This window comes from Vreelandella zhanjiangensis DSM 21076, from assembly GCF_000377665.1.
GTDB lineage: Bacteria > Pseudomonadota > Gammaproteobacteria > Pseudomonadales > Halomonadaceae > Vreelandella > Vreelandella zhanjiangensis.
Genome location: NZ_KB898646.1, coordinates 200,401 through 215,442, shown reverse-complemented (window position 1 = coordinate 215,442; position 15,042 = coordinate 200,401). Strand labels below are relative to the sequence as shown.

The 15,042-nt window shown below is 51.1% G+C and carries 15 protein-coding genes; 3 read left to right on the top strand and 12 right to left on the bottom strand.

Annotated elements, in window-relative coordinates:
* Nucleotides 1–2 precede the first annotated feature (2 nt).
* Together hmpA and D467_RS18900 are read right to left on the bottom strand one after the other, a co-directional pair.
* Complete coding sequence (gene hmpA / locus D467_RS0100825; protein WP_018915602.1) at nt 3–1,172, bottom strand: NO-inducible flavohemoprotein; 1,170 nt, start codon at nt 1,170–1,172, stop codon at nt 3–5.
* 134 nt (nt 1,173–1,306) lie between these two features.
* Nucleotides 1,307–1,600, bottom strand: coding sequence for a putative hemolysin (locus D467_RS18900; protein ID WP_018915601.1), 294 nt, complete (start codon nt 1,598–1,600; stop codon nt 1,307–1,309).
* A 167-nt stretch (nt 1,601–1,767) separates the two neighbouring features.
* Between D467_RS18900 and D467_RS0100815 the strand changes: the two genes are divergently transcribed.
* On the top strand, nt 1,768–2,256 hold the full coding sequence (locus tag D467_RS0100815) for a pyridoxamine 5'-phosphate oxidase family protein (protein ID WP_018915600.1): 489 nt from the start codon (nt 1,768–1,770) through the stop codon (nt 2,254–2,256).
* The gene (locus tag D467_RS0100810) at nt 2,249–2,803 is read left to right on the top strand and encodes a CAP domain-containing protein (protein WP_018915599.1); all 555 of its coding nucleotides are present in this window, start codon (nt 2,249–2,251) and stop codon (nt 2,801–2,803) included. The genes D467_RS0100815 and D467_RS0100810 overlap by 8 nt, the downstream gene beginning before the upstream one ends.
* Nucleotides 2,804–2,840: 37 nt before the next feature.
* Here D467_RS0100810 and D467_RS0100805 read toward each other — a convergent pair whose 3' ends face one another.
* The 6 genes from D467_RS0100805 to D467_RS0100780 form a co-directional block, all read right to left on the bottom strand.
* Nucleotides 2,841–3,329, bottom strand: coding sequence for a CreA family protein (locus D467_RS0100805; RefSeq protein ID WP_018915598.1), 489 nt, complete (start codon nt 3,327–3,329; stop codon nt 2,841–2,843).
* A gap of 61 nt (nt 3,330–3,390) precedes the next feature.
* Nucleotides 3,391–4,803 carry a Na+/H+ antiporter family protein gene (locus D467_RS0100800; RefSeq protein ID WP_244147789.1) on the bottom strand — a complete coding sequence of 471 codons (1,413 nt, stop codon included), beginning with the start codon at nt 4,801–4,803 and terminating at the stop codon, nt 3,391–3,393.
* 375 nt (nt 4,804–5,178) lie between these two features.
* Complete coding sequence (locus tag D467_RS0100795; RefSeq protein WP_018915596.1) at nt 5,179–6,087, bottom strand: hydroxymethylglutaryl-CoA lyase; 909 nt, start codon at nt 6,085–6,087, stop codon at nt 5,179–5,181.
* Nucleotides 6,088–6,096: 9 nt separating this feature from the next.
* A complete protein-coding gene (locus D467_RS0100790) occupies nt 6,097–7,356 on the bottom strand; it encodes a hydroxymethylglutaryl-CoA reductase, degradative (protein WP_018915595.1) in 1,260 nt (419 codons plus the stop codon).
* A 98-nt stretch (nt 7,357–7,454) separates the two neighbouring features.
* Nucleotides 7,455–8,807 carry a tripartite tricarboxylate transporter permease gene (locus D467_RS0100785; RefSeq protein WP_018915594.1) on the bottom strand — a complete coding sequence of 451 codons (1,353 nt, stop codon included), beginning with the start codon at nt 8,805–8,807 and terminating at the stop codon, nt 7,455–7,457.
* A gap of 2 nt (nt 8,808–8,809) precedes the next feature.
* Nucleotides 8,810–9,043, bottom strand: a complete 234-nt coding sequence (locus D467_RS0100780; RefSeq protein WP_018915593.1) for a hypothetical protein — start codon at nt 9,041–9,043, stop codon at nt 8,810–8,812.
* A gap of 179 nt (nt 9,044–9,222) precedes the next feature.
* On the opposite strand from D467_RS0100780, the gene D467_RS0100775 reads away from it, so the two are divergent.
* Nucleotides 9,223–10,587 (top strand): aminotransferase-like domain-containing protein, encoded by a 1,365-nt coding sequence (locus D467_RS0100775; RefSeq protein ID WP_018915592.1) that lies wholly within the window; start codon nt 9,223–9,225, stop codon nt 10,585–10,587.
* A gap of 458 nt (nt 10,588–11,045) precedes the next feature.
* Here D467_RS0100775 and D467_RS0100770 read toward each other — a convergent pair whose 3' ends face one another.
* From D467_RS0100770 to D467_RS0100755, 4 genes are all read right to left on the bottom strand, one after another.
* On the bottom strand, nt 11,046–11,552 hold the full coding sequence (locus tag D467_RS0100770) for a hypothetical protein (RefSeq protein WP_018915591.1): 507 nt from the start codon (nt 11,550–11,552) through the stop codon (nt 11,046–11,048).
* Nucleotides 11,553–11,658: 106 nt separating this feature from the next.
* A complete protein-coding gene (locus D467_RS0100765) occupies nt 11,659–12,906 on the bottom strand; it encodes a hypothetical protein (RefSeq protein WP_208596452.1) in 1,248 nt (415 codons plus the stop codon).
* Nucleotides 12,907–13,096: 190 nt separating this feature from the next.
* A complete protein-coding gene (locus D467_RS0100760) occupies nt 13,097–13,588 on the bottom strand; it encodes a hypothetical protein (RefSeq protein WP_018915589.1) in 492 nt (163 codons plus the stop codon).
* A 100-nt stretch (nt 13,589–13,688) separates the two neighbouring features.
* Nucleotides 13,689–14,663: a hypothetical protein gene (locus D467_RS0100755; RefSeq protein WP_155826417.1), complete on the bottom strand. Its 975-nt coding sequence runs from the start codon at nt 14,661–14,663 to the stop codon at nt 13,689–13,691.
* Between the last annotated feature and the right edge of the window lie 379 nt (nt 14,664–15,042).

Here is a 15,042-nt window from a genome sequence, read left to right as displayed (position 1 = left end):
GGCTAGGCGGCGTTTAGCGCCTTGGCCGGACCGAAATGTTCAAAGTGGCGATGGGTCTCCGCGACACCCAAAAGCTCCAGACTCTGGTTGATCGCCGCCATGAAACCATGGGGGCCAACGAAGTAGCAGCGGGTGTTAGGTGCTAGATACTTGGCCAGCACGGCTTCATTTATCCGGCCCTGATGGTCTCCCTGGCTGCCCTGCTCGTACACTGTGATGGTAGTCAAATTATCGGGGTGATTTTGTGCAAGAGTATCGAGCGTTTCAGCAAAAGCGCGGTGATCGTCATCGATAGCCGCATGCAGGTAGGTAACCCGGCGGCCCTGGCTGAGCGCCTGTTTGGCAATCGGCAGCAGCGGTGTCTGACCGATGCCGCCGCTGATCAAGAGCAGGTGCTCGTCACCTTCCTTGAGGGTCAACTCACCGGCAGGGGGGAGTAGTTCGATCACATCACCTACCGTCAGCTGGTCATGAAAAAAGCGGCTGGCCACACCGTGCGGTTCACGCTTGATGGACAGCCGGTAGGAGCGGCCGTTAGGCACATCAGAAAGACTGTAATGGCGGGACGCTGGCACGCCGTCGATATTCAGCTTCACCCCGATGTACTGCCCCGGCGTATAGTCGGCCACCGGGCCACCATCTTCAGGCTCCAGAATAAACGAACGGATAACAAGGCTCTCCTGATGCGTATCGGCAATACGAAAACGCCGCGTGCCCCGCCAGCCGCCGGGCTGCTGTTCAAACTCCTGATAACGCTGCGCTTCCAGGTCGATGAGAAGATCAGCAAGCTCTTGATAAAGCGCGCCCCAGGCATCGGCCACCTCTGCCGTCACGGCGTCGCCAAGCACCTCACCGATGGCAACCAGCAGGCACTCGCCCACAATCGGGTAGTGCTCGGGCTGGATATCCAGCGAAACATGCTTGTTCACCACGGTTTCCATGATCTGGCGCGCCGTTTGCGGATTCTGGCGCACGCCCACATAGGCAAGAATCGAAGCCGCCAGCGCGCGCGGCTGGCCACCGTCTTTCTGGTGTGTCTGGTTGAACAGTGACTTGACCTCGGGGTAGCGCTCGAACATCAGCGGATAAAAACGCGCGGTAATCGTGTTGAGATGTTCCGCTACCACGGGAGCCGTGGCGGCAATGATCTGTTCTTGTGCCTGTGTCAGCATAATGGCCTCTTTTCAACGTCCTGCTAAAGATTCATATTAAATGCATCTTTAAAATATCAGGTTTTTGCAGGCCAATGCATGAGCTGCGTCAATAAAACGCTTCTTACAAAGTCGAAGCAGTGGATGATGCATTTCTAATCGTTATCAAGACGCTCTGAGCGATAAAGCATCCACTCGTTTTCGAGCTGCCCACCCGGTAAGCGGCAATAGCGACCGCTGCCCAAGCGGGTTTCCTGTACTTCGGATTGCCCGCCAATGCTTTCACAGTACTCAGTGGCCGCGCCCCGCATGCTGGTTTGCGTATCAGCGCGCTCTCCCGTGGCGCAACCAGCCAGCAGTAACATGCCGATCAGAGTAGAGATATAACCGGCCCGTCTCACACCAAGGATTTTCAGTCTCGATCTTTTTAACCTCGCATTGACGAACATGGCAGCCTCCTTTAGTAGCCATTTGCGAATTTTTACTTTAGCCCTGCTGGTTTGTTACTGCGAGCTCATTAGCGTATTTGCCGATATCACCAATGCTGGCTAGGCTATTGTTAGTCCTACGGAAGGACTGGCTAACCAAAGTATTTATTCATAAGGAGAGTGACGCTATGTCCAGCCCGGAACATAAGCAGAAGATCTGGAAGATGATCAAGGATATTAAGGTCGGCATGCTGGTCACCATGGACCACGACACGCCACGTGCGCGGCCTATGCACCTGGTACAGGAAGAGTACGACGGCACGCTGTGGTTCTACACCCGCCGTAGCGCCGAAAAAGTCTTTGAAGCCAAAAGTGATCACGACGTATGCCTGAGTTTTTCCGACCAGGAAGACGGTGTATACGTTTCGCTATCGGGCAAGGCCAATCTGACCGACAACCGCGAGCTGATCCACAAGTACTGGAACCCCTTCGTGGCCGCCTGGTTCCCGGAAGGCAAGGATGATCCGGATCTCGCGCTTCTGGAAATCAAGGTAGAGATGGGCGAGCACTGGAAATCCAAGGAGAGCAAGACCTACCAGCTCTACGAAATTGCCAAGGCCAACCTCAAGAAAGATGCCAAACCGGATCTTGGTGAAAATGAAAAATTCGGTGGCTAATTCAGCTATAAAGCGCCCTGCTTCCAGGGCGCTTTTCCGTTTAGTAGCGTTGATGCTACTGGGTACCGGAGCAGTCTGGGCCTCTGATGATGCGCCGCAAGGTGACTCATCCAGCAACTGCGAACCTACCGAGCAGCAGCAGGAAATGCTTACCTTGGTTAACGAAGCGCGCAGCCAATCCCGACAGTGCGGTAATCAGTCGTTTGATTCGGTAGCGCCACTGACCTGGAGCTGCAAGCTTCACGAGGCAGCCAAGGCGCACTCGAAAGATATGGCCGAAAACGAGTACTTCAGCCATACCAGCCCTGAGGGCGTTGGCATCGAACAGCGCGTGGAAGAACAAGGCTATGTATGGCGCGCCGTGGGGGAAAATATTGCTGCGGGCCATATGTCCGCATCAGCCGCGGTGGATGGCTGGCTGGAAAGCCCCGGCCACTGCAGCAATATCATGAACGGCGCCTTTACCCAGATGGGCATGGCCAAAGCCGACAACCCGGAATCCCGCTACACCACTTACTGGACCCAGGCACTGGGCCAGCCCCGCTAACCAAACTGAATACGTCGGTTCACATGCCTGCACCAGGTTACTGAGCTGGCGTCAGATCTCCATAGTGAACCGCCGTTATCGCATTCTTCGGCGACCCATCCACCAGTTTGGTGCTGTAAGTCAGGTATACGAAGGTTTCGGTTTCAGCGTCGTGCATGCGCACTACGCGCATATTCTTGAATAGCGCTGAACGGCGCTGGGTAAACACCACTTCCTGCTCTTCTACCTCCGCCGGGTTAAACACGATCTCGCCCGTTTGCCGACAGGCAACGCTCGCCTCACTGGCCTCTTCGGCAAGCCCCACTGCACCAGAGATCCCGCCGATCTGAGAATAGGAAATATAGCAGGAGATACCCTGCACTTTGGGGTCATCAAAGCGCTCAACTTCAATGGTGTTATTCGGCCCCAGCATGCGGAACTCAGTGCGCACACTGCCAATATGGGCATCCTGGGCCAGCAGCACCGAAGGAAAGAGCGCCAACGTAAGCGCAAGCAGCTTGATGGCAATACGTTTGGAGAAAAGCATGGTTAGCTCCCTTTGCAAAGTTGGCTGATGAAAGAGCAGGTGGCGCGTGAATCTTCAAGCATCACAGCATCAGTGCCGCAATCCAAGCAAATATCAGCATGCCAAAATTGGCATGAATAAACGTAGGAATTACGCTATCGCTGATATGATCGTGTTGCCCATCGGCGTTGAGGCCAGCGGTAGCACCTAAGGTAATAGTAGACGCTGGGGAACCCGCATCACCCAGTGCCGCGGCAGCCCCTAACAGGGCAATCGTCGCGACTGGAGAGAAGCCTAGCGTGATTGCCAAGGGTACATAGATAGGCGCAAGGATAGGCACGCTAGCGAAAGAGTCACCAAATCCTATGGTGATAAACAAGCCAACAACAAGCATTAATGCCGCGCCAAGCACCATATTGTCGCCAATGAAATCAGCCGTCGCCGACACCAGGGGCGCAATTTCATTCGTTGCGTTTAAAATCCCGGAAAAGCCAGAAGCAAACGTAATGATCACGGCAATTTGCGCCATCATGCGTAAGCCTTCCGTGAAAACATCGTCCTGGTCACTCCAGCGAAAGATGCCTGCCACACTCAAAATCATAAAGCCGATCATTGCCCCGATTAACAGCGAGTCAAACTGTAGTTGGCAAATCAGCGCCACTACCAGGGCTGCTACCGTAAAGATAATCTGTTTAAAGTTAAGCGGCCTTAAGGGTTTTTCGGTTTGAAGCGTGGTGGATGGCGCCTCCTGGTAACGACGCGGCTTACGATACGTATAAAAAACGGCCACGAGCATACCCAACAGAATGCCCATTACCGGTAGCGCCATGGCTTTCAGCACCATGCCCGGTGTTGCGGACATCCCATAGGCCTGGCCAACACTATTAACGTTGGCTAGCAGTATTTCATTTAAATAAATGGCCCCGAACCCCGTGGGCAGCAACAAGTAGCTAGCGCTCATCGAGCAGGCAAGAATGCACGCGATACCACGGCGATCCATACGCAGCTTGTTCATCACCCCGAGCAATGGCGGGATAAGGATAGGGATAAACGCGATATGCACAGGCACCAGGTTCTGGGACATGATGGAAGCGGCGACCAACGCTAAAAGCATAATCCACTTTACGCCTTTATTGGTGGCGCCCACGTTTAGATCAAGCTGTGAGGCGATCTTATAGGCAAGTAGATCCACCAAACCACTGCGTGCAATGGCAACCGCAAAAGCCCCAATCATGATGTAGGTAACCCCAACCTGAGCACCCATTAACAGGTTGTCATTGAAGGTATCGACGGCCTCGCTCATGGATAGCCCGCTATGCAAGGCTCCCAGCAGTGCCGATGAAATCAGGGCAATCGCCACCGGGATTTTCAACAGACACAGCATCACCATCAGCACGATAGCCAAAACGATCGCATTAATATGGTAACCAAACGCTATGGATACTAAATAGATAGCCGCAAATACACCTAAACAGGGAAGCGCCCTTCGGCTCATGAAGTTATCTTGCCCAGTTTGTTGGTTTAGCGTTATAGCGTTCGCCATTTGAAAAGGCTTCCTTTTATACAAGTATTATTGGAACAGTGGGCGCGCTTTTAACCCTTATTTTCTGGATCATTTTCCAGTATCAGCACGCCAAGACCCGCCCCACGATCACTGCCGGGCGACATCATACCGGCATCCGTACGACGCATCATCAATAAAGGGGGTACTGAGATGGGGATGTTGCTCGGTAATGAGAACACCCCGCACAAAGGCGGGGTGTTAAGAAATACGATCAAAGGGCACCGACGCTTTTCATGCCTTCCAGCTTGTTCAGATTAACGAACCACTTAGCGTTTGCCATCTAAGAAGCTCATGACAGCGCTAAAGCTATTGTGCGCAAGCAGCCTTTAACGCAGTGCCTACCCGGGAACGGTTAGGCTGATTAATGGAGCAAGTGATCCAGTCACCCGTTCTTGCCAACGCATCCAAATCAATACCTGACTCAATTCCCAAGCCATTCAGCATATACACCACATCTTCACTGGCCACATTACCTGAAGCGCCTTTGGCATAGGGGCAGCCACCCAAGCCAGCCACTGAGCTGTCTATAATGCTTATGCCCTCCTCCATCACGGCGTATAAATTCGCTAATGCCTGGCCATACGTATCATGAAAGTGGACCGCCAAGTTTGCCATCGGCACCTTGGCGGACACGGCTTCGAGCATACGCTTTGCCTTTAATGGCGTTCCTGTGCCGATCGTATCGCCAAGGGAAATTTCATCACAGCCCATTTGGAAAAGCGCGTCGGCAACCCATTTCACCTGCGCAGGCTCTATATCGCCCTCATAAGGGCACCCCAATACGCAGGAAACGTAGCCACGCACCCGTAGCCCGGCTTGGCGCGCCTGTACCACGACTGGCTCAAACCGTTGCAAAGAGTCAGCAATCGAGCAGTTGATATTTTTTTGCGAAAAGGCCTCGCTCGCGGCGCCGAAAACGGCCACTTCATCAACACCGCTTTGAATCGCTGCTTCTAACCCTTTTAGATTGGGAGTCAATGCCGAATAAGTAACTCCAGGTCGGCGCTTGATGCCCTGCATGATTTCACGGTGGTCAGACATTTGCGGCACCCAACGCGGAGAGACGAAGCTGGCCGCCTCAATATGCTTACAGCCCGCGTCGGCCAACCGCTCAATAAGTGCAAGCTTCAGATGAGTCGGCACGAACTCACGCTCATTTTGCAGACCATCGCGCGGGCCGACCTCGACCAGGCGTACAGAAGATGGCAGGGCCATGTCTTCTCCTTATCCGTTACGCAACTGTTCAAGTAGCTGCTGGGCGATATCCACCCGCACCTTGCCGCCATCCACGAGTAGCGCCGCGATACGGTCGACTTCCTCATTTTCGGCCCCGGCCATTACCGCGATATTCTTGGCATGCAGTGCCATATGGCCTTTCTGAATACCCGTAGTTGCCAGCGCCTTCATGGCGGCAAAATTCTGCGCCAAGCCTACCGCGACGATAATGCGCGCCAAGCGATCCGCCGTTTTCACACCCAAGATATCCAGGCAGTGCCGGGCGCTGGGATGCGAGCGAGTAGCGCCGCCCACCAGGCCTACCGGCATGGGCATTTCCAACGTGCCGGTCAGGTTCCCTTCGCTATCGGCTTCCCAATGCGTCAAGGAACGGTAGCGCCCGGTACGCGCCGCATAGGCATGGGCGCCCGCTTCTACCGCACGGGTATCGTTGCCGGTTGCCAGCACGACAGCGCTCACCCCGTTCATGATGCCTTTGTTATGGGTGGCAGCGCGGTAAGGGTCCTGATCAGCGAAGCGATACGCGTTGAGCATGCCGTCACGTACCGACTCGCCGCCCAGGTCCTCAAGCGTCCAGGTAGCGCGCGCACGCGCAATGCGCCGATCCGCAAGGTTGGAAAGAATACGCAGGCAGCTGCGGCCACCGCTCCACTGTGCCAGAGAAGGCGCGACGGCCTCCGCCATCGAGTTGACGGCATTGGCGCCCATGGCGTCACGCACATCCACCAACAGATGCACGATCAACATGTTGTCAAGAACGCGCACTTCCAGGTCGCGAAAGCCGCCCCCGTGCTGCAACAGTACCGGGTCGGTAGCATCACAAATGCTTTTTACCTGTTCGAACTCGGAAAGCAGCCGAAGCCGGGCAAACTCGGGGTTGGGGACATCCAGCAACTGCACCTGCGCAATCATGATGGGTTCTGACGTATCGGTATGAAACCCGCCCGAGGCACGACACTGCCTGGCCGCATTACACACGGCAGCAACCACGGAGGACTCCTCGGTCGCCATGGGTACCAGCTGTTCTTCGCCATCAATAATCAAATTGGTGGCAACGCCGATGGGCAGGTTCAGCGTACCGATGACGTTTTCGATCATGGCATCGGCAGTGGCTGACGAAATATTGCCCATATCAGAGAAATGCGTGCGAACCTCGCTGCCTAGCCCGGCTATTTCGATGACTTTCTCAAGCCGTTCGCTGGGAGGAAGCTGATAAAAACCGGGAATGCGGGATGTACTGTGTGCCATGGATAATGCCTCTGAACAATTGAGGTTGAACAAGTAAATGTGCCTGAAGCAGACGATTGCCAGAACGCTGCATATGCTTCAGGCATGAACCAAGCGTATTAAGCGATGAGCCCTAAAAGCCACGGCGCGGCATATAGCGTCATGAACTGCACGCCGTAGTTGACGCCCCACCGGTTAAGCAGCCCCGCCATCAGTGCCAGCACCATCACGCCTAAAATGCCCATTACGCCGGCATCCATATAGGCAAGCAGCATGACCAGCGAGAAGAACATTGCCAGGAACGCTTCATGAGGAATGTGCTTGAACACAAAGATGCAGATACGCCGCGCGTACCGAACCGCAATCGGGTAGGTAATCAGCAAAGCGACACCGGCCCCCAGGATGCTGGCGATGGTAATTTCAGAAAAACTCATCAAGTGGTGAGCGTTCTGCTCAAGCGTCAGCACCGGCGGTGCGTTGAAGAAAGCGTTGCCCGGGCCAATCGCCATCGGGCTCATGGGAATGCCCAGCGCTGCCAGAGGAATCAGGATGCCCGCGATGTAAGAGGCGTTGGTGACGGCATCCATTGAAGAGAGCGCGCGGCTGGCCTTATTGACCGTACCTTTCACCCAGCTCGACATGACTTCGCCCAGAAAGATCGTGATGCCGACCGGGCTCATGAAGAACGTGACCGAACCCAATACGGAGCTTGCCGCCGCCGAGACGGTTTCCTGACGCGTCAGAATGCGAAACGGATTGGGTAGCTGGCCTTTCTCATCGTTACCGTAGATCTGGATCTGCTTGGGCTCAGACTCGGCCATTTTATGGCGCTCACTGTTGACCGTGAGCTGCGCCAGATTAAACATCATCGGGCCAATGGTGATGCCCAAGAAGAACGAGATGAAGACCGTCTGGCCTTCCGGAATGACGCCCATCCCCCAATACAGGTGCCGCAAGCCCTGAATCAGTGCCGCCAACAGCACAATACTGATCAGGCTGATGACTTTCTCCTTGCTCATCAGGGCAAGAAATACGGCGCCGCCAAAGAATATCTGGCTGGCGTACTGGCCAAGTACATCGGCTAGCGGTGTTAACAGAAAGGCCAGAAACAGACTGATGGGGATCGCCACCAGCGTACCGATGACCGAACCGGACGCCATTTTACGAATCGCCAGGGTGGCATGGCCTTCACGTTTTAAAATCAAGGCGTGTTCGACCATAGGGGCCGACATCACCCCGCCCGGTATACCGGCTACTGAAACGGGAATGGAATCGGTCAGCTTCTTGGCAACGATTGCCGCCATAAAGAAAGCCAGCACCACGGGAAGCGGTATGCCCGCGACTACCAGCGCCAGCGTTACCGGGGCCAATACGGCGGTTTCATCAGTACCCGGCGCAACACCAATCGCGGTATAAACGATAACGGCAATGATCGCAGCCGCCAGCATTTGAAGTAATAAGACGGGATCCATTACTACTTCTCCTCACCGGTTTGCAGCTGCCGCTTGGGGCGAAACAGCAGTGCATTGATGAAGAACCCGAGAATAGCGCCGCTCAGCCCCAAAATAAGCGGTAGCGGAGGCTGCGCCGGGGCAAGCAGATAGCCGCCTAGGGTTAACGGCGTCGAAATACACAGTGACAGCAGGAGATCTCTCCCGCTCACCGAGTCATCCCACACATTGAGAAACCGATTCTTCTTTTCAGACATAGCGTGTCTCCTTGAATTTATTATGGATGTATCTTTTTTAATGCAGCACATGATGGGTAAACTTGTTGGTTACTGACAGGTACAGTTAGCGAAATTGTACGAGGTACTGTACCCATCAAAAGATAGGTACACTGATTTCACCGGGTTGGGTTTAGCCCGTTATTCGGGAGACCCCTACCATGTCGAAATCCAGGCACGTGGCCGACACCATCCTCAAGGCTATCAAAGAAGGCCGTTTGGCACCGGGTGCCAGGCTCGCTTCTATACGCGAAGCCGCCCGGCAGCATGGGGTTTCAAAAAACACCATCGTGGATGCTTATGATCAACTGATTGCGCTGGGCAGGTTGCGCGCCCGCCAAGGGGCCGGATTTTTTGTTACCCAGCCACCCGCGCTTGAAGCGCTGGAAAAGACCCACGAGCTCAATGAAGCCGTTGATAGCGTCTCGCTCTTAAGGGAGCAGTTGGTAGGTAACTTTCAGGTGCGGGTAGGCGACGGCCGCGCGCCCGCCAGCTGGATGGGCGGCGCGGCGCTTGCCCGGCAAGCCAAGCGGTTAACGTCCATCGGCAATGATGATATCGAGTATGGCGCCCCTCAAGGGTATCTCCCATTGCGGGAAACGATTGCCAGGGTACTGGCCGGGCGCTCCATTCACGCCTCTCATGAACAGATACTGCTGACCTTTGGCGCCAATCACGCTTTCGATCTTATTATTCGCCACCTGATCGCCCCCGGCGACCGGGTTCTGGTGGAAACGCCCGGCTATTACCCGTTATTTGGCAAGCTGCGCCTGGCCAAGGCAAAGCTGATTGGCGTTTCACGCAACCATGAAGGGTTGGATCTTGATGACCTGGAGCGTAAGATTATTCAATATCGCCCCAACGTTTTCTTTCTACAGCCCAATGCCCATAACCCGACGGGCTCTACCCTTTCGCTTAACCAGTTGTATCGGCTACTGACACTTGCCGAGCGCTACAACCTGATACTGGTAGAAGACGACGCCTTTGCCGACCTGCTCCACCGCGGAAGCGCCCACCTGGCGGCACTGGATGACCTGAGTCGCGTAATTTACGTAGGCACGTTCTCCAAGACGCTTTCCACCGGCATTCGCTCGGGCTATTTAGCGGCCAACCCTGCGCTGGTCAATGCACTTACCGATATCAAGATGGTCACCGTCGTTAACAGCTCAACCTTCAGCGAGCGCCTGATTCACGACATGATTACCCACGGACGTTACCGCCGCCACCTGGTACAGCTACGCGAACGCATTACCAAGGCCAGCGCCAGTACCATTACCGCGTTGAAAGAGGTAGGGCTTGAGAATATAGATGGGCCCGGAGAAGGCTACTATTTATGGGCGCGCCTGCCGAATAATATCGACGCGATGCAACTGGCCAAAAAAGCCTCGGACGAAGGTATTTTCATTGCGCCTGGCAGTATATTTTCACTACGCCCCAACGGGCCGGATGCATCGTCCATGCGTATGCATATTGCCTATGCTAATGATCATCGGTTTTTGGGGTTTCTTGAGCGTTGTTTGGGGTAAGGTTTGGCGTGCTGGCAGGAGTTTAAAAAACACATTAAACAATTGAATTATATGGCCTTAACATGAAATATAAAAAACCAATATACCACACCGTATACCAGCACCCCCCATCTGCAACCCGCTAACGACTTATCGTTGGATAACACCACTCGCGACTCAGTTTGCGGCACAGATGGAGTGCTTACGGCCGAGGCCGTGTGAAAACGTTTGGAGCGTCTCACGTCGGTCAAAAATCAATCAATACTGGTGCTCTCTCGCAAATTTTGAGGTAGTTGCATGACAAGCTTTGCTCCAGATTTAACGTACAAGCTTCTCCTTCAGGACAGCCAGAGTGTTTTCACATAGGCTCGGCCAGAAACGGACTTTAAGGCGGCACTGATATAACGCCGCAATAAACCGCGCGAGCTTGCGAGCGTCGGGCGACTGAAGGGAACGAATTTAATGGCTTTGTTATGCACCTACAGCATGCCTATTAAAGCTGAAGCGCCAGCTCCAATAAGACTGCCAACAGTGCTATTTTGTAAAAATTCCTTTAGTTTTGATTTTGCCTCTGGGTCATCACTTTTAGCGATCTTTTCCGCTAACTCTTGAATGGTTACATTGGTAGTTAATGTATTACTGTTACCAACCTGAACATTTTCGCCACTTATTGAGCCAATATTGAAAGTGGAATCACCGTGTTTTGTGACATGGGGCTGCGAAGTTGTATTTTCGACCTTAAGAGTTAGCATATGAGGATGTGCAGTACCGACTCCAAGAGAGCCACCTTCTAGAAAAGAAGCATCTATAACTTTAAGGTGTATTTCGCGCTTACCTGATTTTTGAGTAATAACATCACCAATACCTACATCTGGCTCATCTGTGTAGGGCACTAACACTTCACCTTTGGACATATTTCGTTGCCCTTTGTATTCCGTACCTGCAATAGTCAATTGTTCTGGGTATGCGAGTTTATCAAAATCCATTTTTATCTCCTATATTCTCATGATTGGATATTAGTGCATAACGCCTTGCTCACCGGAAAATTGGGAGCGCAGCGAGTAATTTTTCCGAGTGTAGCAACTTGTTAGGCTATCCCAACAGCCCACTTGGGACGACTGGCAAACCGCACCACTCTGCAATTTTGTTATATTTTTTCGCTAAATCTTTGGCCATTTCTATGCCAGATTCGATTTTTTCAACACCATTATTTAGTTCGCTCCCATTTTCTAGAAGCTTATCAACTATTCTTTTAAACTTATTCATAGCTGGTGCTCTTCGTATTTCTTCTGGATTATTATTGGTTTCCAGGCCTTCGAGAGAACCCTCCAATTCACCCAGCGCCACGGCTGCTTCGCTAGCAGGCGGGAGTTCAGATAGGAGCTCAGAAACACTACCGATAGCTGATGAAATGTTTTGATTGATGGCAATAGAATTTTGATTGCTAATAACAGGCTTAAAATCTATTGTTATTGGTTGCTTACTAGAAAGTCCATCCCCAACAATATTTAATAATTTGTCGATCTTGCTATTTTGCATGCCAATTAAATCTTGTTGTGATTCTAAGCGAAACTTGGCTATTCTAAGTTCATTTCTCAGCTCTAAAACTAGCTTGTCATTTTGAGTAAATTTCTCAGGCGGCTCTTCACCAGTGATAATTAACTCGTATTCATGAAGGGCCTTTTCAATAACCTCTGATTGCCCGCTTTCAGTCTCTATAACCAGTCGGACATTTAAGCCTTCTTGCTCAATTCTTACTTTGGTTTCTTCTTCGGGATATTGCTCCCTTAGATAAGTGCCAAAAAAATTAAGGATACCTAAACCAGCTTGATGATATTCAGGGGGAAACTCGATACAACGATCTACAACTTTATTTGTATCTTCTGCAAGTTCGTCAATCTCAATTTCTATAACTTCAGGTTCACCAATAATGCTCTGATCAGAATAGCCCACAACCAAAAAAGGGTATTGGTGGCTCAAGGGAGACAAAAGTTCAAGCTGACTTTGGTACATCTCAAAAGAGCTTCTGTTTATCCACCTATCATCTGATACACGCCCAAACTCCCTTAAAGGCACAAAAAGAATTGGAAGCTTAATTACACCATGCCTTACAGCCAAAGCTGTTTGCTGAAAGAGCCAACGGCTTAAGTATTCTATATGTCCGAATGGAATCTGTGCACTTAAGCCATTCTTTACAGGGCCCACATTGCCTAGGTGAATCCGGCGGCCATCCGATGAGTAATGAATTCTTTCTACAAGCTCCCAATTGCGATCATAGAGAGCCTTTTCCCACAATTCTCTAGAACGCGGACCTCTGCCAGACTCTTCAGTGAGCTCCACATTGCCACTTATGCAATCGGAGATAGACTCTAGTGCTTCAGATAGCTCCTCTCGATGCTTACTGGAAACGAGCCTCCATGAATTTCGATAACTAATTACCTTATTTACAAACATAATGATCCTTCGATCAGTGGAAGCCTACCGCCGACCATCAGGCGCGCGAGGTACGAGCGTCGCCTGCATGGAATTGTTAGCTCATCAGGCCGATGAATTTAGCGACGGTCTGACCGAAAGACAGCCCCTGCTTCGCGAAATCGTTTAGCTGAGAAAGTGCGGATTTTGCTTTCTCGGGATCCTTTTGCATTCTTTCTAGCGCCTCTATGAATTCTTGAGGAGTAATATTTACATTCATAGTGTTCTGATCACCGACCTGCACGTTCTGAGCATTGAGGGAGCCGATGTTCAGATTGCTGCCTTGATTGGTAGGGGCCATTTTATTTTCCCAGATGTCAAAATCTACGCCTTTGATGATGCGTGGCATACCGTTCGGAAGTTGTTCGAAGCGTGCATAATCAGATTTCTCAAGTGCATCTGCTACCTCTTGCACTTCTTCGAGGTGGTCACTCAGAGACGAACCAGTGGCGACGTCAAAAGCGACCTGGAAGTCGGGCCATGGAAGTGCCTTGTTTGACGGTAGTTCTCGAAGCTTTTTAAAGAGTACTTTTTCGATTTTTTCTTTCACAGGAATCCTCGGTATTGAAAGAGCTAACGCCCGCAACAGCGGAAATTTAGGAGCGCCAGCGAGTAAATTTTCCGACTGCTTGCGCTTGTTACATTTTGACTCACAGCACCCTCCAAAAACACTCACCATCGCTCAGGCTATCAATCCCTTTTAAGTTTGTGTCTATATCGTTGATGAACTTAACCACTTCAGGGTTTAGGGGTGATCTGTATGCGAGAGCCAGACCTGAAATAAACATAAACTTCGATACTACTGCCATATCTTCAAGAAATGCTTTTGTTTCAGCCGCAGAGCTTTGGCCATACGTAAGATATATGCCATCACGGTAGTTAGCTTTACCTCTGTAGCGAAATGCACAGTGCATAAAGCCTACTGTTTTTGGTAATTGTTTATTCCTATCTTCTTTAGCAGCTTTAGTCCTAAAATCACTGTAACTAGACTTCTTAAGAATTCGCTCCTTGGTTAACCATGCATAGTATTTAGCATTACCAGAAAGATACTCTAATAGCATACCTCTTGCTGCATCTTCATTTTCTGGAAATGTTTTACTTAAGCTAAAACTACTCGCAGAGACATACCGAGGAAGCTTTGCCTCGTATTCTTCGTTTTTTACATGTGATGCTTTCATGTTGAAAGGGTGAGGCATTTGGTCACTCAAATTTGAACCGAAAGCTCTGTAAACTGAGGCATGATTATCATCTACTTTTTGGCCAGTAGAACCAAGCATTGACAATACAGAAAAATAAACAGAGTAATACCAACTAACTATTGAGCTGGGAAGCATCCAAGATTCACTACTGGCATTATTAGCAGATGTTTGTAAAGCAAGGCTGTTGGTTAATGATGAGTACAGTGACTCAAAAACAATACCGTTATTTAAAGTCGTCAATCTCTTGGGGTATGTAGCCTTAAAATGCCGATGACAAGATTCAAACTGCTCTTTAGCTGAAACACCATGCTCGTTCACTATTTCAAAACGAAGAGCCTTCATCCAATTGATTGTGCTCTGCCTGGCAAATGTTGGAACTCGAAGGTCATCTTGTTTAAGAACCTCTGCGTAGAGCCAGTTATCCATAATTTCTCCGAGAAATGTAACGCCCAAAGCAGCGAGCGCCGCTTTTGGCGTCCGCTGCCTTTGCTTGTTAGTGCTCACCTATAATGCTGGAGTACTCTTTGATTCGAGGCCATTCTTCTTAATTAATCCTTCGATTTCTTTGTACAAACTGTGATAGTCATCAGCAGTATTGACTTCCCTAAACTCTGCTCTTAATTCAATTATTTTATCTTGTGATTCGTAAGGAGCCAATCGATCCATAGATATATCCACATACAATATTACTCGATTGGCATATGATCGTCCGCTCAGGGTTGATAGCTGCTAGTTGGGGTGGACAGATCACTGAACAGAAAACTACTAGCTTCTGTAATCAAACGGTGACATCGGCACCACTTAC